General features: G+C 56.4%; 15 protein-coding genes. All 15 read left to right on the top strand.

The genetic code is table 11. The features are described 5' to 3' along the window. The first annotated feature begins 12 nt into the window (after positions 1-12). The 15 genes from ROR01S_RS13670 (at position 13) to secA (ending at position 19603) form a co-directional block, all read left to right on the top strand. Positions 13-1779 carry a peptidoglycan glycosyltransferase FtsI gene (locus ROR01S_RS13670; protein ID WP_004857856.1) on the top strand — a complete coding sequence of 589 codons (1767 nt, stop codon included), beginning with the start codon at positions 13-15 and terminating at the stop codon, positions 1777-1779. Then, positions 1766-3253 (top strand): UDP-N-acetylmuramoyl-L-alanyl-D-glutamate--2,6-diaminopimelate ligase, encoded by a 1488-nt coding sequence (murE, locus tag ROR01S_RS13665; RefSeq protein ID WP_073972304.1) that lies wholly within the window; start codon positions 1766-1768, stop codon positions 3251-3253. Before ROR01S_RS13670 ends, murE begins: the two co-directional genes overlap by 14 nt. After that, positions 3250-4608 (top strand): UDP-N-acetylmuramoyl-tripeptide--D-alanyl-D-alanine ligase, encoded by a 1359-nt coding sequence (murF, locus tag ROR01S_RS13660; RefSeq protein WP_064359582.1) that lies wholly within the window; start codon positions 3250-3252, stop codon positions 4606-4608. Before murE ends, murF begins: the two co-directional genes overlap by 4 nt. Further along, the gene (gene mraY, locus ROR01S_RS13655; RefSeq protein WP_004857865.1) at positions 4602-5684 is read left to right on the top strand and encodes a phospho-N-acetylmuramoyl-pentapeptide-transferase; all 1083 of its coding nucleotides are present in this window, start codon (positions 4602-4604) and stop codon (positions 5682-5684) included. Before murF ends, mraY begins: the two co-directional genes overlap by 7 nt. Before the next feature lie 2 nt (positions 5685-5686). Beyond that, on the top strand, positions 5687-7003 hold the full coding sequence (gene murD, locus ROR01S_RS13650; RefSeq protein WP_004857868.1) for a UDP-N-acetylmuramoyl-L-alanine--D-glutamate ligase: 1317 nt from the start codon (positions 5687-5689) through the stop codon (positions 7001-7003). Continuing rightward, complete coding sequence (gene ftsW, locus ROR01S_RS13645; RefSeq protein ID WP_004857870.1) at positions 7003-8262, top strand: cell division protein FtsW; 1260 nt, start codon at positions 7003-7005, stop codon at positions 8260-8262. The genes murD and ftsW overlap by 1 nt, the downstream gene beginning before the upstream one ends. Then, positions 8259-9329: an undecaprenyldiphospho-muramoylpentapeptide beta-N-acetylglucosaminyltransferase gene (gene murG / locus ROR01S_RS13640; RefSeq protein ID WP_015585162.1), complete on the top strand. Its 1071-nt coding sequence runs from the start codon at positions 8259-8261 to the stop codon at positions 9327-9329. The genes ftsW and murG overlap by 4 nt, the downstream gene beginning before the upstream one ends. Before the next feature lie 47 nt (positions 9330-9376). After that, positions 9377-10852, top strand: coding sequence for a UDP-N-acetylmuramate--L-alanine ligase (gene murC / locus ROR01S_RS13635; protein WP_004857874.1), 1476 nt, complete (start codon positions 9377-9379; stop codon positions 10850-10852). Continuing rightward, positions 10845-11765: a D-alanine--D-alanine ligase gene (locus tag ROR01S_RS13630; RefSeq protein WP_004857876.1), complete on the top strand. Its 921-nt coding sequence runs from the start codon at positions 10845-10847 to the stop codon at positions 11763-11765. The genes murC and ROR01S_RS13630 overlap by 8 nt, the downstream gene beginning before the upstream one ends. A 1-nt stretch (position 11766) precedes the next feature. Then, positions 11767-12600 (top strand): cell division protein FtsQ, encoded by an 834-nt coding sequence (gene ftsQ / locus ROR01S_RS13625; protein WP_004857878.1) that lies wholly within the window; start codon positions 11767-11769, stop codon positions 12598-12600. Next, positions 12597-13859, top strand: coding sequence for a cell division protein FtsA (gene ftsA / locus ROR01S_RS13620; RefSeq protein ID WP_004857881.1), 1263 nt, complete (start codon positions 12597-12599; stop codon positions 13857-13859). Before ftsQ ends, ftsA begins: the two co-directional genes overlap by 4 nt. 62 nt (positions 13860-13921) lie before the next feature. Further along, complete coding sequence (gene ftsZ / locus ROR01S_RS13615) at positions 13922-15073, top strand: cell division protein FtsZ (RefSeq protein WP_004857884.1); 1152 nt, start codon at positions 13922-13924, stop codon at positions 15071-15073. 100 nt (positions 15074-15173) lie between these two features. Then, positions 15174-16091, top strand: coding sequence for a UDP-3-O-acyl-N-acetylglucosamine deacetylase (gene lpxC / locus ROR01S_RS13610; protein ID WP_004857886.1), 918 nt, complete (start codon positions 15174-15176; stop codon positions 16089-16091). Positions 16092-16343: 252 nt separating this feature from the next. Continuing rightward, a complete protein-coding gene (gene secM / locus ROR01S_RS13605; protein ID WP_015585160.1) occupies positions 16344-16838 on the top strand; it encodes a secA translation cis-regulator SecM in 495 nt (164 codons plus the stop codon). Positions 16839-16897: 59 nt separating this feature from the next. Then, complete coding sequence (gene secA, locus ROR01S_RS13600) at positions 16898-19603, top strand: preprotein translocase subunit SecA (protein WP_004857889.1); 2706 nt, start codon at positions 16898-16900, stop codon at positions 19601-19603. The last annotated feature ends 33 nt before the right edge of the window (positions 19604-19636 follow it).

Genomic DNA, 19636 nt, shown 5'->3' with positions numbered 1-19636 from the left:
TTATTGCGACGCATGAAAGCAGCGCCGAAAACGCTAAAACCAAAACGTCAGGAAGAACAGGCCAGCTTTATTAGCTGGCGTTTTGCGTTGCTGTGCGGGTGTATTTTAATCGCGCTGGGTTTCCTGCTGGGTCGCGTGGCCTGGCTACAGGTGATCAGCCCGGACATGCTGGTTCGTCAGGGTGATATGCGTTCTTTACGCGTGCAGGAAGTCTCCACCGCCCGCGGAATGATTACCGACCGCTCCGGCCGCCCGCTGGCGGTGAGTGTGCCGGTGAAGGCTATCTGGGCGGATCCGAAAGAGCTGCACGATGCCGGCGGTGTCACTCTCGATAACCGCTGGAAGGCGTTGGCCGATGCGTTAAACATGCCGCTGGATCAGCTGGCATCGCGCATCAACACCAATCCAAGAATGCGTTTTATCTATCTGGCGCGTCAGGTTAATCCTGATATGGCGGATTACATCAAGAAGCTGAAGCTGCCAGGGATTCACATGCGCGAAGAGTCGCGCCGTTACTACCCGTCAGGTGAAGTTACCGCTCACCTCATTGGCTTCACCAACGTGGATAGCCAGGGGATTGAAGGCGTCGAGAAGAGCTTTGATAAATGGCTGACCGGTCAACCCGGGGAACGCATCGTGCGTAAAGACCGCTACGGCCGCGTTATTGAAGATATCTCCTCTACCGACAGCCAGGCCGCGCACAATCTGGCGTTGAGTATCGATGAGCGTCTGCAGGCGTTAGTTTATCGCGAACTGAATAATGCCGTGGCGTTTAACAAAGCCGAATCGGGGAGTGCGGTTCTGGTCGATGTCAGCACTGGCGAAGTGCTGGCGATGGCGAACAGCCCCTCTTATAACCCGAATAATTTCTCCGGTACGGCGAAGGACATCATGCGTAACCGCGCCATCACCGACGTGTTTGAACCGGGTTCGACGGTCAAGCCAATGGTGGTGATGACGGCGCTACAGCGCGGCATTGTGAACGAAAATACCGTGCTGAATACCATTCCTTACCGGATTAACGGCCACGAGATCAAAGACGTGGCGCGCTATAGCGAATTGACCCTGACCGGGGTATTACAGAAGTCGAGTAACGTCGGTGTCTCCAAGCTGGCGTTAGCGATGCCGTCCTCAGCGTTAGTAGATACTTACTCACGTTTTGGACTCGGAAAAGCGACCAATTTGGGGTTGGTCGGAGAACGCAGTGGCTTATATCCTCAAAAACAACGGTGGTCTGACATAGAGAGGGCCACCTTTTCTTTCGGCTACGGGCTAATGGTAACGCCGTTACAGTTAGCGCGAGTCTATGCAACGATCGGCAGTTATGGCATCTATCGCCCGCTGTCGATTACCAAAGTTGATCCACCGGTTCCCGGTGAGCGCGTGTTCCCGGAACCTCTCGTTCGTACCGTCGTGCATATGATGGAAAGCGTGGCGCTGCCCGGTGGCGGCGGCGTGAAGGCGGCAATTAAAGGCTACCGCATTGCGATCAAAACCGGTACGGCGAAGAAAGTGGGGCCAGATGGCCGCTACATCAACAAATATATTGCTTACACCGCAGGCGTTGCGCCCGCCAGCCACCCGCGTTTTGCGCTGGTGGTGGTGATCAACGACCCGCAGGCGGGTAAATACTACGGCGGCGCCGTTTCCGCACCGGTCTTCGGTGCCATCATGGGCGGCGTACTGCGCACCATGAACATCGAGCCGGATGCGTTGGCAACGGGCGAAAAAAGTGAATTTGTGATTAATCAAGGCGAGGGAACAGGTGGCAGATCGTAATTTGCGCGACCTTCTCGCTCCGTGGGTGCCAAATGCGCCGGAGCGAATTCTGCGAGAGATGACGCTGGACAGCCGGGTGGCTGCTTCCGGCGATCTCTTTGTCGCGGTATTAGGTCATCAGGCGGACGGGCGTCGTTATATCCCGCAGGCGATAGCGCAAGGTGTTGCTGCCATTATTGCAGAGGCCAAAGATGAGGCTGCTGACGGCGAAATCCGTGAAATGCACGGCGTGCCGGTCATTTATCTCAGCCAGCTCAACGAGCGCTTATCCGCGCTGGCCGGGCGTTTTTACCATCAGCCTTCAGAGCAACTGCGCCTGATTGGCGTCACCGGTACCAACGGTAAAACCACCACCACGCAGCTGCTGGCGCAGTGGGCCAGCTTGCTTGGCGAAACCAGTGCGGTGATGGGAACAGTTGGCAACGGTCTGCTGGACAAGGTAATTCCGACGGAAAATACCACCGGTTCAGCAGTCGATGTTCAGCACGTGCTTTCAGGCCTGGCAGGGCAGGGCGCTACCTTCGCGGCCATGGAAGTCTCTTCCCACGGTCTGGTTCAGCAGCGCGTGGCGGCGCTGCAGTTTGCCGCATCGGTCTTTACAAACCTGAGCCGCGATCACCTGGATTATCACGGTGATATGGAACATTACGAAGCGGCAAAATGGCTGCTTTATTCCACCCATCATTGCGGACAGGCTATCGTCAACGCCGATGATGAAGTGGGCCGCCGCTGGCTGGCGAAGCTACCGGACGCGGTTGCCGTATCGATGGAAGATCGTATTAACCCGGACTGTCACGGCCGCTGGCTGAAGGCTACGGCGGTGAACTATCACGATAGCGGGGCCACCATCCAGTTTGATTCCAGCTGGGGCAAGGGCGAAGTTGAAAGCCGCCTGATGGGCGCCTTTAACGTCAGCAACCTACTGCTGGCGCTGGCCACGCTGCTGGCCCTGGGCTATCCGCTGGCTGAGCTGCTGAAAACCGCGGCTCGTCTGCAGCCGGTCTGTGGCCGTATGGAAGTGTTCAGCGCGCCGGGTAAACCGACCGTGGTGGTGGATTATGCCCATACCCCGGATGCGCTGGAAAAAGCGCTCCAGGCGGCGCGTCTGCATTGTAACGGCAAGCTGTGGTGCGTCTTCGGCTGCGGCGGCGATCGCGATAAGGGCAAACGTCCGCTGATGGGCGCCATCGCCGAAGAGTTTGCCGATATTGTTGTGGTGACCGATGACAACCCGCGCACCGAAGAGCCTCGCGCCATCATCAACGATATCCTCGCTGGTATGGTTGACGCCGGACACGCGAAGGTGAAAGAAGGCCGGGCTGAAGCGGTGACAAACGCCGTGATGCAGGCTGCCGAGGGGGATGTCGTACTGGTCGCTGGCAAAGGTCATGAGGATTACCAGATTGTTGGCAACCGTCGTCTTGACTACTCCGATCGCGTCACCGTAGCCCGTCTGCTGGGAGCGGTAGCATGATTCGCTTGATGTTAAGCCAGCTCGCCGACGTGACGCGCGGTGAACTGCATGGTTGCGATCTGGCCGTCGATGAGGTCACGTCGGATACCCGTAAGATTACGGCAGGCTGCCTGTTCGTTGCCTTAAAGGGCGAGCGTTTTGATGCTCACGATTTCGCGGAGCAGGCGAAACAAGCCGGCGCTGGCGCGCTGTTGGTCAGCCGTCAGCTGGAGTGTGATTTACCTCAGGTGGTGGTGAAAGATACCCGCCTGGCCTTTGGCGAGCTGGCGGCGTGGGTTCGTCAGCAGGTGCCGGCCCGCGTTGTGGCGCTGACCGGCTCTTCCGGGAAAACGTCGGTGAAAGAGATGACGGCGGCGATTCTCGGTCAGTGCGGCAATACGCTCTATACCGCCGGCAACCTGAATAATGACATTGGCGTCCCGATGACGCTGCTGCGCCTGACTCCAGAGCATCGCTATGCGGTAATCGAATTAGGCGCTAACCATCAGGGCGAAATTGCCTGGACCGTCAGTCTGACGCGCCCGGAAGCTGCCCTGGTCAACAATCTGGCCGCCGCTCACCTTGAAGGCTTCGGCTCCCTGGCGGGCGTGGCGAAAGCGAAGGGCGAAATATTTACCGGTCTGCCGGAAAACGGCATTGCCATCCTGAATGCTGACAATAACGACTGGCTGAACTGGCAAAGCGTGATTGGCGCACGCAAGGTATGGCGTTTCTCGCCGAATGCGGCCAACAGCGATTTTGCGGCTAGCCAGATTCATATTACCAGCCACGGGACAGAATTTACGCTGCAAACCCCGATGGGAAGCGTGGATGTTCTGCTGCCGCTGCCGGGTCGCCACAATATCGCCAACGCGCTGGCTGCTGCCTCGCTGGCGATGGCGGTGGGCGCCGACTTAAATGCGGTGAAAGCCGGTCTGGCGCAGCTGAAAGCGGTGCCGGGACGGCTGTTTCCCATTACGCTCGCCGAAAACCAGCTGCTGCTTGATGATTCCTACAATGCCAACGTCGGTTCAATGACTGCCGCAGTGCAGGTGCTGTCCGAGATGCCGGGCTACCGGGTGCTGGTCGTGGGTGATATGGCCGAGCTGGGTACGGAAAGCGAGGCATGCCATCGTCAGGTTGGCGAAGCGGCAAAAGCGGCAGGGCTTGATCGGGTACTCAGCACCGGCGTGCTGAGCGCAGAAATTAGCCGCGCCAGCGGCGTGGGCGAGCATCTCAGCGATAAAGCATCGCTGGTGGCCCGACTACGCGAGCTGACGGCGGAACACAAGATCATCACCATTTTAGTGAAGGGTTCACGTAGTGCCGCCATGGAAGAGGTAGCACGCGCATTACAGGAGAATGGAACATGTTAGTATGGCTGGCCGAACATCTGGTCAAATATTATTCCGGCTTTAACGTCTTTTCCTATCTGACGTTTCGCGCCATCGTCAGCCTGCTGACCGCGCTGTTCATCTCTTTGTGGATGGGCCCGCGCATGATCGCCCGTCTGCAAAAACTCTCCTTCGGTCAGGTCGTACGTAGCGACGGCCCGGAATCGCATTTCAGCAAGAAAGGCACCCCAACCATGGGCGGGATTATGATCCTGACCGCCATTGTGGTCTCTGTCCTGCTGTGGGCCTATCCGTCCAACCCGTACGTATGGTGTGTGCTGACCGTGCTGATAGGCTACGGCATCATCGGTTTCGTCGATGACTACCGTAAGGTCGTGCGTAAAGACACCAAAGGGTTGATCGCCCGCTGGAAGTACTTCTGGATGTCGGTGATTGCGCTGGGCGTTGCGTTTGCGCTGTATATGGCCGGTAAAGATACGCCAGCGACTCAGCTGGTTGTACCGTTCTTTAAAGACATCATGCCTCAGCTGGGGCTCTTGTACATTCTGCTGGCCTACTTCGTGATTGTCGGTACCGGCAATGCGGTCAACCTGACCGATGGTCTTGATGGCCTGGCGATTATGCCGACCGTATTTGTGGCGGCGGGCTTCGCGCTGGTGGCATGGGCAACGGGCAACATGAACTTTGCCAACTATCTGCATATCCCTTATCTGCGCCACGCCGGGGAACTGGTCATCGTCTGTACGGCGATCGTGGGCGCGGGTCTCGGTTTTCTGTGGTTCAACACCTATCCGGCGCAGGTCTTTATGGGCGATGTCGGTTCCCTGGCTCTCGGCGGCGCGCTGGGCATCATTGCTGTGCTGCTGCGTCAGGAGTTCCTGCTGGTGATTATGGGTGGCGTATTCGTGGTGGAGACTCTGTCGGTTATTTTGCAGGTCGGTTCCTTCAAGCTGCGCGGTCAGCGCATCTTCCGTATGGCGCCGATTCACCACCACTATGAACTGAAGGGCTGGCCGGAGCCGCGCGTTATCGTGCGCTTCTGGATTATTTCGCTGATGCTGGTGCTGATTGGCCTGGCGACGCTGAAGGTACGTTAATCATGGCAGATTATCAGGGTAAAAAAGTCGTCATTATTGGCCTGGGAATGACCGGGCTGTCTTGCGTGGACTTTTTCATGGCGCGCGGCGTGACGCCGCGCGTGATGGATACCCGCGTCGCGCCTTCCGGGCTGGAGAAGCTGCCGGAAGAAGTGGAACGCTACGTGGGGGGCCTGAATGAAGACTGGCTGCTGGCAGCGGATCTGATTGTGGCAAGCCCTGGTATCGCGCTGGCACACCCTGCGCTGAGCGCGGCAGCGGATGCCGGCGTGGAAATCGTCGGTGACATTGAGCTGTTCTGCCGCGAAGCGCAGGCGCCGGTTATCGCTATTACCGGTTCTAACGGGAAAAGCACCGTGACGACGCTGGTAGGCGAGATGGCAAAAGCGGCCGGCATGAATGTTGGCGTCGGCGGCAATATCGGCCTGCCGGCCCTGATGTTACTCGATGCGGACCGCGAACTGTACGTTCTGGAGCTCTCCAGCTTCCAGCTGGAAACTACCTCCAGTCTGCGGGCGGTGGCCGCGACGATCCTCAATGTGACCGAGGATCATATGGACCGCTATCCGCTGGGCCTGCAGCAGTATCGTGCGGCCAAACTGCGGGTGTATGAAAATGCGAAAACCTGCATCGTGAATGCCGATGATGGGCTGACGATGCCGGTACGCGGCGCCGATGAGCGCTGCATCAGCTTCGGCGTTGATGTCGGCGACTATCACCTTAACCGCCAGCAGGGAGAAACCTGGCTGCGGGTGAAAGGTGAGAAGATCCTGAACGTCAAAGAGATGCACATTACCGGGCAGCACAACTACAGCAACGCGCTGGCGGCATTGGCGCTGGCTGATGCCGCCGGTCTGCCGCGGGCCAGCAGTCTCAAGGCGCTGACCACCTTTACCGGCCTGGCACATCGTTTTCAGCTGGTGCTGGATCATAACGGCGTGCGTTGGATCAACGATTCCAAAGCCACCAACGTCGGTAGTACCGAAGCGGCGCTGAACGGGCTGCATCTGGACGGTACTCTGTATCTGCTGCTGGGTGGCGATGGGAAATCCGCTGATTTCACGCCGCTGAAGCGTTATCTGGCGGGCGACAATATTCGCCTGTACTGCTTTGGTCGCGATGGCGAGCAGCTGGCGGCACTGCGTCCGGAAGTGGCGACGCAAACCGGGACGATGGAAGAGGCGATGCGCCAGATTGCCCCGCTGCTGAAGTCGGGCGATATGGTGCTGTTATCGCCAGCTTGTGCCAGCCTCGATCAGTTTAAGAGTTTCGAACAACGGGGCGATGTCTTTGCCCGCCTGGCGAAGGAGTTAGGTTGATGCGTTTATCCCTCCCGCGCCTGAAAATGCCTCAGTGGAGACTGCCGCGCCTGCCGGGGATGTTTATCTTCGCCTGGCTGTTTGCGGCGCTGAAAGGCTGGGTGATGGGCTCGCGGCAGAAAGATAACGATAGCCTGGTGATGTATGACCGGATGCTGTTGTGGTTGACGCTTGGCCTGGCCGCCGTGGGTTTCATTATGGTGACCTCGGCTTCTATGCCGGTAGGGCAGCGCCTGGCTAACGATCCTTTCTTGTTCGCCAAGCGCGACGGGTTATACATTCTTCTGGCGCTGGGCCTGGCTCTCGTGACGCTGCGTCTGCCGATGGAGTTCTGGCAGCGGCACAGTACGGCGATGTTGATTGCTTCGATCGTTATGTTGCTGATCGTCCTGGTCGTCGGTAGCTCGGTAAACGGGGCATCGCGCTGGATTGCATTGGGTCCGCTGCGTATTCAGCCTGCGGAGTTTACCAAGCTGTCGCTGTTCTGCTACATCGCCAACTACCTGGTGCGTAAAGGCGATGAGGTGCGGAATAACCTGCGCGGCTTCTTAAAGCCGATGGGCGTCATTTTCGTGCTGGCGATTCTGCTGCTGGCGCAGCCGGACCTCGGTACGGTAGTGGTGTTGTTCGTCACCACCCTGGCGATGCTGTTTCTCGGCGGCGCCAAGCTGTGGCAGTTCATCGCCATTATCGGCATGGGGATTTCGGCGGTGGTGCTGCTGATCCTTGCCGAACCGTATCGTATTCGCCGCGTAACCTCTTTCTGGAACCCGTGGGAAGACCCGTTTGGCAGTGGTTACCAGCTGACTCAGTCGCTGATGGCTTTCGGCCGCGGTGAAATGTGGGGGCAGGGCTTAGGCAACTCGGTACAGAAACTGGAGTATTTACCGGAAGCGCATACCGATTTCATCTTCGCCATTATCGGCGAAGAACTCGGTTATATCGGTGTGGTACTGGCCCTATTAATGGTATTCTTCGTCGCCTTTCGCGCCATGTCGATTGGGCGTAAGGCGCTGGAGATTGATCATCGCTTTTCCGGCTTCCTGGCCTGCGCTATTGGAATCTGGTTTAGCTTCCAGGCGCTGGTTAACGTCGGGGCGGCGGCAGGCATGCTGCCCACTAAAGGCCTGACGCTGCCGCTTATCAGTTACGGCGGTTCCAGTTTGCTGATTATGTCGACGGCCATCATGTTGCTGTTGCGAATTGATTATGAAACGCGTCTGGAAAAAGCCCAGGCGTTTACACGGGGTGTTCGATGAGCGGTCAGGAAAAGCGGTTAATGGTGATGGCGGGCGGTACCGGTGGGCATGTGTTCCCTGGGCTGGCGGTCGCGCACCATTTAATGGACCAGGGCTGGCAGGTTCGCTGGCTCGGCACCGCCGATCGTATGGAAGCGGATTTAGTGCCGAAACACGGCATTGAGATTGATTTTATCCGTATATCCGGCCTGCGCGGTAAAGGGCTGAAAGCGCTGCTGTTAGCGCCGGTACGTATCTTCAACGCCTGGCGTCAGGCGCGGGAGATCATGAAGCGTTTCCAGCCGGACGTCGTGCTGGGGATGGGCGGTTACGTTTCCGGCCCTGGCGGCCTGGCGGCCTGGTCGCTGGGTATCCCGGTGGTGCTGCATGAGCAAAACGGCATTGCTGGCCTGACAAACAAATGGCTGGCAAAGATCGCGAAGAAGGTGCTGCAGGCGTTCCCAGGTGCGTTTCCGCATGCTGACGTGGTGGGCAACCCGGTGCGTACTGATGTGCTGGCGCTGCCGTTACCGGAACAGCGTCTGGTCGGGCGCCAGGGAGCGATTCGCGTGCTAGTGGTGGGGGGCTCGCAGGGCGCTCGCGTGCTGAACCAGACGATGCCGCAGGTGGCGGGGAAACTGGGCCCGGCGGTCACTATCTGGCATCAAAGCGGGAAAGGCGGCCAGCAGACGGTCCAGCAGGCCTATGCGGATGCCGGGCAGCCGCAGCATAAAGTGACTGAATTTATTGATGACATGGCGGCGGCGTATGCCTGGGCCGATGTTGTTGTGTGTCGTTCCGGTGCGCTGACGGTGAGTGAAATTGCCGCAGCAGGTTTACCGGCGCTATTTGTGCCGTTTCAGCACAAGGATCGTCAGCAGTACTGGAATGCACTGCCGCTGGAGAAAGCGGGCGCAGCGAAAATTCTCGAACAACCTCAGTTCACCGTTGATGCCGTCGTGCAGACGCTGGCTGGCTGGGATCGGGAAACGCTGCTGGATATGGCGGAACGAGCGCGCAGAGCCTCGATTCCGGATGCTACCGAACGGGTAGCAGAAGAAGTGAGCGCTGCAGCACTGGCGCGCTAATCGCGGTGAATCTCACCGCCCGTATAAAGAAGTTGATGGCGTAAAGAATGAATACACAAGATCTGGCGAAACTGCGTTCCATAGTGCCCGAGATGCGTCGCGTCCGGCATATTCACTTTGTTGGCATCGGTGGTGCCGGTATGGGCGGTATTGCCGAAGTTCTGGCTAACGAAGGCTACCAGATTAGCGGTTCCGACCTGGCGCCGAATCCGGTTACGCAACAGCTGTCGCAACTTGGCGCCACGATCTATTTCAACCATCGCCCGGAAAACGTTCGCGATGCGAGCGTGGTTGTCGTTTCCAGCGCAATCTCTGCGGAAAACCCGGAGATTGTTGCCGCGCATGAAGCGCGTATTCCGGTCATTCGCCGCGCGGAAATGCTGGCAGAGCTGATGCGTTTTCGTCATGGCATTGCGATTGCCGGCACTCACGGTAAAACCACGACCACGGCAATGGTTTCCAGTATTTACGCGGAAGCAGGTCTTGACCCCACTTTTGTCAACGGTGGACTGGTTAAAGCAGCAGGCGTTCACGCCCGCCTCGGCCATAGCCGCTATCTGATTGCGGAAGCGGATGAGAGCGATGCGTCGTTCCTGCATCTGCAGCCGATGGTCGCGATTGTGACCAATATCGAAGCCGATCACATGGATACCTATCATGGCGACTTTGAAAATCTGAAGCAGACCTTTATTAACTTTCTGCACAACCTGCCGTTCTATGGTCGCGCGGTGATGTGTGTCGATGATCCGGTGATTCGTGAACTGCTGCCGCGCGTTGGCCGTCAGATCACCACCTACGGTTTTAGCGAAGATGCCGACGTGCGCGTAGAAGATTATCGTCAGGTCGGCGCCCAGGGCCACTTCCGCCTGGTTCGTCAGGATAAAGAAGTGCTTCAGGTGACGCTGAATGCGCCCGGTCGCCATAACGCGCTGAACGCGGCGGCGGCGGTTGCGGTCGCGACGGAAGAGGGAATTGATGACAGCGCGATCCTGCGGGCGCTGGAAAGTTTCCAGGGAACCGGCCGTCGCTTTGATTTTCTCGGTGAATATCCGTTGGCTGAGGTCAATGGCAAAAGCGGCAGCGCGATGCTGATCGATGACTATGGTCATCACCCGACTGAAGTGGATGCCACGATCAAAGCGGCGCGCGCCGGCTGGCCGGATAAAAATCTGGTGATGTTATTCCAGCCGCACCGTTTTACGCGTACGCGCGATCTGTATGACGATTTCGCTAACGTGCTGACTCAGGTTGATGCCCTGCTGATGCTGGACGTTTATTCCGCCGGTGAAGCGCCGATTCCTGGCGCCGACAGCCGTTCGCTGTGCCGTACGATTCGCGGTCGCGGCAAGGTGGATCCGATTCTGCTTTCCGATCCGGCCCAGGCGGCACAGATGCTGGCATCGGTGCTGACCGGGAATGACCTGATCCTGGTGCAGGGCGCGGGAAACATAGGAAAAATCGCACGCCACCTGGCTGAAATCAAACTCGTGCCGCAAAAAGCGGAGGAGGAGCGCCATGGCTGATAAAATCGCGGTTCTTTTCGGCGGTACCTCTGCTGAGCGCGAAGTGTCGCTCAATTCAGGGACTGCGGTACTGGCGGGCCTGCGTGAAGCTGGCGTGGATGCGCACCCTGTCGATCCGCGCGACGTGGATGTTACCCGGTTGAAAGCGCTGGGCTTTAAGAAAGCGTTTATTGCGTTGCATGGTCGCGGTGGCGAAGATGGGACGTTGCAGGGGCTGCTGGAGCTGATTCAGCTGCCTTACACCGGCAGCGGCGTGATGGCGTCGGCGATTTCTATGGACAAAGTTCGCAGCAAATTGTTGTGGCAGGGCGCGGGATTACCGGTCGCTCCATGGGTCGCGCTGACGCGTGCGCAGTTCAATGCTGGCCTGTCTGCTGAAGTTGAACAGCAGATTGCCGCACTGGGTCTGCCGCTGATTGTTAAACCGGCTTGCGAAGGCTCGAGCGTCGGCATGTCGAAAGTCAGCGAAAGTTGTGCATTACATAATGCATTGGCGCTGGCTTTTCAGCATGATGAAGATGTTCTGATTGAGAAATGGCTTAGTGGGCCTGAATTCACCGTCGCTATCGTCGGTGAAGAAATTTTACCGTCAATTCGTATCCAGGTGGCTGGAACCTTCTATGATTATGAGGCGAAGTATCTCTCTGATGAGACGCAATATTTCTGTCCAGGTTGTGAAGATCCTGCCCGCGAGTCAGAAATTCAGGCCCTGGTAGTTAAAGCCTGGAATGTTCTCGGTTGTAAAGGTTGGGGGCGTATTGATGTGATGCTGGACAGCGATGGCCAGTTTTATTTGCTGGAAGCAAATACTTCCCCTGGCATGACCAGCCACAGCCTGGTGCCGATGGCGGCGCGTCAGGCCGGGATGAGCTTCTCGCAGCTTGTTGTTCGAATTCTGGACCTGGCGGGGTGATATGTCGCAGGCTGCGCTGAATACGCGGAACCACGAAGAAGAGGAAGCCTCTTCTTCGCGTCGGAGTAATGGAACTCGTCTGGCCGGGATTGTCTTCCTGCTGACGGTGCTATGTACCGTGTTGGTCAGCGGGTGGATGGTTCTGGGCTGGATGGAGGATGCACAGCGTTTGCCTCTGTCCAGGATGGTTGTTACCGGTGAGCGTCACTACACGCGTAACGATGATATCCGCCAGGCAATTCTGGCGCTGGGTTCCCCGGGGACCTTCATGACGCAGGATGTCAACATCATCCAGAGTCAGATTGAGCGCCTGCCGTGGATTAAGCAGGCGAGCGTCAGAAAGCAGTGGCCGGACGAATTGAAGATTCATCTGGTTGAATATGTGCCGATTGCGCGTTGGAATGATCAACATATGGTCGACGTAGAAGGGAATTCCTTCAGCGTCCCGGCGGATCGGACCAATAAGCAGAATTTACCGATGTTGTATGGCCCGGAAGGCAGTGAGAACGAAGTGTTGCAGGGGTATCGCGACATGGGGCAGGTGCTGGCAAAGGATAAGTTCACGTTGAAAGTGGCGGCGATGACCGCTCGTCGTTCCTGGCAGTTGACGCTGAATAACGATATTAAGCTCAACCTTGGCCGAGGCGATACCATGAAACGGCTTCAGCGCTTTATGGAACTCTACCCGGTTCTACAGCAGCAAGCGCAGACCGACGGCAAACGGATAAGCTACGTTGATTTGCGTTATGACTCGGGCGCGGCGGTAGGTTGGGTACCTGCTCCCGCAGAGGAAACTAATCAACAACAGAATCAGGCACAGGCAGAACAACAATGATCAAGGCGACGGACAGAAAACTGGTAGTTGGACTGGAGATTGGCACCGCGAAGGTTGCCGCTTTAGTAGGGGAAGTTCTGCCCGACGGCGTGGTCAATATCATTGGCGTGGGCAGCTGCCCATCGCGTGGTATGGATAAAGGCGGGGTTAACGACCTGGAATCCGTGGTGAAATGCGTTCAGCGCGCCATTGATCAGGCCGAGCTGATGGCGGATTGCCAGATTTCGTCAGTGTATCTGGCGCTTTCAGGTAAACATATTAGCTGTCAAAATGAAATTGGCATGGTGCCGATTTCAGAAGAAGAAGTCACGTTGGACGACGTTGAGAACGTGGTGCATACCGCGAAATCGGTCCGCGTACGCGATGAGCATCGTGTTCTGCACGTTATCCCGCAGGAATACGCTATCGACTACCAGGAAGGGATTAAAAACCCGGTCGGTCTGTCCGGCGTACGTATGCAGGCAAAAGTCCATCTGATTACCTGCCATAACGATATGGCGAAAAATATTGTTAAAGCGGTGGAACGTTGCGGTCTGAAAGTGGACCAACTCATTTTCGCCGGTTTAGCGGCCAGTTATTCCGTGTTGACGGAAGATGAACGTGAGCTGGGTGTCTGCGTCGTGGACATCGGCGGTGGTACAATGGATATCGCCGTGTATACCGGCGGCGCGCTGCGCCATACCAAAGTGATCCCGTACGCGGGCAACGTGGTCACCAGCGACATCGCCTACGCTTTCGGAACGCCGCCGAGCGATGCCGAAGCGATTAAAGTTCGCCACGGTTGTGCGCTGGGTTCCATTGTCGGTAAAGACGAAAACGTCGAAGTACCGAGCGTGGGCGGGCGTCCGCCGCGTAGTCTGCAGCGCCAGACGCTGGCAGAGGTGATTGAGCCGCGTTATACCGAGCTGCTCAACCTGGTGAATGAAGAGATTCTGCAACTGCAAGAGCAGCTGCGCCAGCAAGGGGTGAAGCACCATCTGGCGGCAGGGATTGTTTTAACGGGCGGCGCCGCGCAAATTGAAGGCCTTGCCGCCTGTGCTCAGCGCGTGTTCCATACGCAGGTTCGTATTGGCGCGCCGCTGAATATTACCGGTTTAACGGATTATGCCCAGGAGCCGTATTATTCGACGGCGGTTGGGTTGCTGCACTACGGGAAGGAATCGCATCTCAGTGGTGAAGCAGAAGTGGAAAAACGCGTAACTGCATCAGTTGGCTCGTGGATTAAGCGACTTAATAGCTGGCTGCGAAAAGAGTTTTAATTTTTTAAGAGAACGCAGAAAATTAGCGTTCTCAGGCGACAGGCACAAAACGGAGAGAAACTATGTTTGAACCTATGGAACTGACCAACGACGCGGTGATTAAAGTCATCGGCGTCGGTGGCGGCGGTGGCAATGCCGTCGAGCACATGGTGCGCGAGCGTATCGAAGGTGTTGAATTCTTTGCGGTGAACACCGACGCGCAGGCGCTGCGTAAAACGGCTGTTGGCCAGACCATTCAGATCGGTAGCGGTATTACCAAAGGTCTGGGTGCCGGTGCAAACCCGGAAGTCGGTCGCAATGCGGCTGATGAAGACCGTGAAGCGCTGCGTGCTGCTCTTGATGGTGCAGACATGGTGTTTATCGCGGCAGGTATGGGTGGCGGCACCGGTACCGGTGCAGCGCCAGTCGTCGCTGAAGTGGCGAAGGATCTGGGCATCCTGACCGTTGCGGTGGTCACTAAACCGTTTAATTTTGAAGGCAAAAAGCGCATGGCGTTCGCCGAGCAGGGGATCACCGAGCTGTCCAAGCATGTGGACTCGCTGATCACCATTCCGAACGACAAGCTGCTGAAAGTTCTCGGCCGCGGTATCTCTCTGCTGGACGCTTTCGGCGCAGCAAACGACGTGCTGAAAGGCGCAGTACAGGGTATCGCCGAACTGATTACCCGTCCGGGTCTGATGAACGTCGACTTTGCGGATGTGCGTACCGTAATGTCCGAAATGGGCTATGCGATGATGGGCTCCGGCGTGGCGAGCGGTGAAGACCGTGCGGAAGAAGCGGCTGAAATGGCTATCTCTTCTCCGCTGCTGGAAGATATCGATCTGTCCGGCGCGCGCGGCGTTCTGGTCAACATTACGGCCGGCTTCGACCTGCGTCTGGATGAGTTCGAAACCGTGGGTAACACTATCCGTGCTTTCGCTTCGGATAATGCGACCGTGGTTATCGGTACTTCCCTTGACCCGGATATGAACGACGAACTGCGTGTGACCGTTGTGGCCACCGGTATCGGTATGGACAAGCGTCCGGAAATTACCCTGGTGACCAACAAGCAGGTTCAGCAGCCGGTCATGGATCGCTACCAGCAGCACGGTATGGCTCCGTTAACTCAAGAGCAGAAACCGGTTGCGAAGGTGGTGAACGACAATACACCGCAAACTGCGAAAGAGCCGGATTATCTGGATATCCCAGCGTTCCTGCGTAAGCAAGCTGATTAAGAATTGGCTGGAAGTTGGGCATCAGCGCTCTTTGTGCTAAACTGCCCATCCGAATGTATTGTACACTTCGGTTGGATAGGTAACTTGGCGAGATTATACGATGATCAAACAAAGGACTCTTAAACGTATCGTTCAGGCGACTGGCGTCGGTTTGCATACCGGCAAAAAAGTCACCCTGACGTTACGCCCTGCGCCGGCAAATACCGGGGTCATCTATCGTCGCACCGACTTGAATCCACCGGTTGATTTTCCGGCTGATGCCAAATCTGTGCGTGATACCATGCTCTGTACTTGCCTGGTGAACGAGCATGACGTGCGGATTTCGACTGTCGAGCACCTGAATGCCGCACTGGCAGGTCTCGGCATTGACAACATCGTTGTTGAAGTCGATGCGCCGGAAATTCCAATTATGGATGGTAGCGCTGCGCCGTTCGTTTATCTGCTGCTGGATGCCGGCATCGATGAGCTGAACTGTGCCAAGAAATTTGTACGCATCAAAGAGACCGTTCGGGTCGAAGATGGCGACAAATGGGCTGAATTCAAACCGTACAATGGTTTTTCGTTGGATTTTACCATCGATTTTAACCACCCGGCGATTGATGCAAGCAGCCAGCGCTATGCGATGAACTTCTCTGCTGATGCATTTATGCGCCAGATTAGTCGCGCTCGTACTTTTGGTTTTATGCGTGATATCGAATATCTGCAGTCCCGCGGCCTGTGCCTGGGCGGCAGCTTCGATTGTGCCATCGTTGTTGACGATTATCGCGTATTGAACGAAGACGGTCTTCGCTTTGAAGATGAGTTTGTCCGCCACAAAATGCTGGATGCGATCGGTGACCTGTTTATGTGTGGTCACAATATCATCGGTGCATTCACGGCGTTCAAATCAGGTCACGCGTTGAATAACAAACTGCTGCAGGCTGTTCTGGCAAAACAGGAAGCCTGGGAGTATGTGACTTTCGAAGACGAAGCAGAACTGCCGCTGGCATTCCGCGCACCGTCAATGGTTATGGCATAAGCCTGACCATTCAGTAAAACAGACTGGTAACCTGGTACTCTCTCCGGCCAGGGAGCCAGTCTTTTTTCTTTTTTTGCCTTCCTCTGCTGGTTCTGCCCTGATTCTGCGGCGCTGTTCATTGTTCGTTCGCTGATTTATTGAACGTTTTTGCCTTGTCGCAACCGTCATTCCTGCTGCTGTCGTGCAGTATTAATGGTAGTATTTGGGCGCAAAAAATATTTCCTGGGGTTGCTTCAACTAAAGGTAACGTACGTGAGTGGATTGCTGACGCGCTGGCGACAGTTTGGCAGACGGTATTTCTGGCCGCATCTCCTGTTGGGGATGGTCGCGGCTAGCTTTGGCCTGCCTGCGCTTAGCAACAGCCACGAAACGGCTTCGCCGACGAAAACCACGGCCAGCAACCACAGCCCGAATAAAGTTAATTTCTCCCAGCTGGCGCTGCTTGACGCCAGCCGTCGACCGAATTTTACCGTCGATTACTGGCATCAGCATGCTATCCGCACGGTTATTCGTCATCTCTCATTTGCGATGGCGCCGCAAGCGCTGCCGGTTGCCGAAGAGTCTTCGCCCTTCCAGGCGCAGCATCTGGCTTTACTTGACACGCTCAGCGCACTGCTGACGCAGGAGAGTAAACCGCCGGTAATCGTTCGCCAGGCGGCTTATACCCCGTCCCATTCTGCATTTTCTGTCTCGGCCTGGATTAGCCAGGTGGCAGGGATTCGCGCAGGACCTCAACGTCTCAGCTGAACTAAAAACGGATGATTCTTTTTTGTGACTCCGCATCGCGGGGCGTTTGAGATTTTATTATGCTAATCAAATTATTAACTAAAGTTTTCGGTAGTCGTAACGATCGTACCCTGCGCCGTATGCGCAAAACCGTTGGCCTCATCAATGCCATGGAACCGGAGATGGAAAAGCTCTCCGATGACGAGCTGAAAGGCAAAACCGCCGAGTTCCGTGCTCGCCTGGAAAAGGGCGAAAGCCTGGAGAGCCTGATCCCGGAAGCCTTTGCCGTGGTTCGTGAAGCCAGTAAACGTGTATTCGGTATGCGCCACTTCGACGTCCAGCTGCTGGGCGGTATGGTGCTTAACCAACGTTGCATCGCGGAAATGCGTACCGGTGAAGGTAAAACGTTGACCGCAACGCTGCCTGCGTACCTGAATGCATTGTCCGGTAAAGGCGTTCACGTGGTTACCGTCAACGACTATCTGGCACAGCGTGATGCTGAAAACAACCGCCCGCTGTTTGAGTTCCTCGGTATGACCGTCGGGATCAACATGTCCGGTTTACCGGCGCCAGCCAAACGTGAAGCGTACGGTGCGGATATTACCTACGGTACCAACAACGAATACGGCTTTGACTACCTGCGCGACAATATGGCGTTCAGCCCGGAAGAGCGCGTTCAGCGTAAACTGCACTATGCGCTGGTGGATGAGGTGGACTCCATTCTGATCGATGAAGCGCGTACTCCGCTGATCATTTCCGGTCCGGCGGAAGACAGCTCGGAAATGTACAAGCGCGTGAATAAGATCATCCCGCACCTGGTTCGTCAGGATAAAGAGGATTCCGACACCTTCACCGGTGAAGGCCACTTCTCCGTTGATGAAAAGGCGCGCCAGGTTAACCTGACCGAACGCGGTCTGGTGCTGATCGAAGAGCTGCTGGTGCAGGAAGGGATCATGGACGAAGGCGAATCGCTGTATTCACCGTCCAATATTATGCTGATGCATCACGTGACGGCAGCGCTGCGCGCGCACGTGCTGTTCACCCGCGACGTTGACTATATCGTCAAAGATGGCGAAGTGATTATCGTCGATGAGCATACCGGTCGTACGATGCAAGGACGTCGCTGGTCTGATGGTCTCCACCAGGCCGTTGAAGCGAAAGAAGGCGTGGATATCCAGAATGAAAACCAGACGCTGGCCTCCATCACCTTCCAGAACTATTTCCGTCTGTATGAGAAACTGGCGGGGATGACCGGTACGGCAGATACTGAAGCCTTTGAATTCAGCTCTATCTACAAGCTGGATACCGTAGTGGTGCCGACTAACCGCCCGATGATCCGTAAAGATATGGCGGATCTGGTCTATATGACCGAAGCGGAAAAAATTCAGGCGATCATCGAAGATATCAAAGAGCGCACCGCCGCTGGCCAGCCGGTTCTGGTTGGTACCATTTCGATTGAAAAATCAGAAGTGGTTTCCCATGAACTGACCAAAGCCGGTATCAAGCACAATGTTCTGAACGCGAAGTTCCACGCCAGCGAAGCGGATATCGTTGCCCAGGCGGGTTACCCGTCAGCGGTAACCATCGCAACCAACATGGCGGGTCGTGGTACGGATATTATGCTCGGCGGGAGCTGGCAAGCCGAAGTCGCTGCGCTGGAAGATCCGACACCGGAGCAAATCGCGCAGATTAAAGCCGACTGGCAGGTTCGTCACGATGCCGTTCTGGCAGCAGGCGGCCTGCATATTATCGGTACCGAGCGTCATGAATCCCGTCGTATCGATAACCAGCTGCGCGGCCGTTCTGGTCGTCAGGGGGATGCCGGTTCTTCCCGCTTCTACCTGTCGATGGAAGATGCTCTGATGCGTATCTTTGCCTCCGACCGTGTCTCCGGCATGATGCGCAAGCTGGGGATGAAACCAGGCGAAGCGATTGAGCACCCGTGGGTCACCAAGGCTATCGCTAACGCACAGCGTAAAGTCGAAAGCCGCAACTTTGATATTCGTAAGCAGCTGCTGGAATATGATGATGTTGCTAACGATCAGCGCCGGGCAATCTACAGTCAGCGTAACGAATTGCTGGACGTTTCTGATGTTAGCGAAACCATTAACAGCATCCGCGAAGATGTGTTCAAAGCGACCATCGATGCCCATATCCCGCCGCAGTCTCTGGAAGAAATGTGGGATGTTGAAGGTCTGCAGGAACGTCTGAAAAATGACTTCGACCTCGAGCTGCCGCTGAAAGAGTGGCTGGATAAAGAGCCGGAGCTGCATGAAGAGACGCTGCGCGAGCGTATTCTGCAGAGCGCGATTGAGACCTATCAGCGTAAAGAAGAAGTTGTGGGCGCCGAAATGATGCGTCATTTCGAGAAAGGCGTCATGCTGCAGACTCTGGACTCGCTGTGGAAAGAGCACCTCGCGGCGATGGATTACCTGCGTCAGGGTATTCACCTGCGCGGCTATGCGCAGAAAGATCCTAAGCAGGAGTACAAGCGTGAGTCCTTCTCTATGTTTGCCGCGATGCTGGAATCGCTGAAGTATGAAGTGATCAGCACCCTGAGCAAGGTTCAGGTCCGCATGCCGGAAGAAGTTGAAGCAATGGAGCAGCAGCGCCGCGAGGAAGCCGAACGTCTGGCGCAGATGCAACAGCTTAGCCATCAGGACGACGATACTGCCGCCGCGGCTGCGCTGGCTGAGGAGACCGGCGAGCGTAAAGTGGGGCGCAACGATCCGTGCCCATGTGGTTCCGGTAAAAAATATAAGCAGTGCCATGGCCGTCTGAGCTAAGCTCAGAGCATGAAAAATAAAGGCGCAGATATC

Origin of the sequence: Klebsiella ornithinolytica NBRC 105727 = ATCC 31898 (assembly GCF_001598295.1) — a bacterium.
GTDB lineage: Bacteria > Pseudomonadota > Gammaproteobacteria > Enterobacterales > Enterobacteriaceae > Klebsiella > Klebsiella ornithinolytica.
Note: the sequence above shows the minus strand (reverse complement) of the source record. Positions and strands in the feature narration are given on the sequence as shown.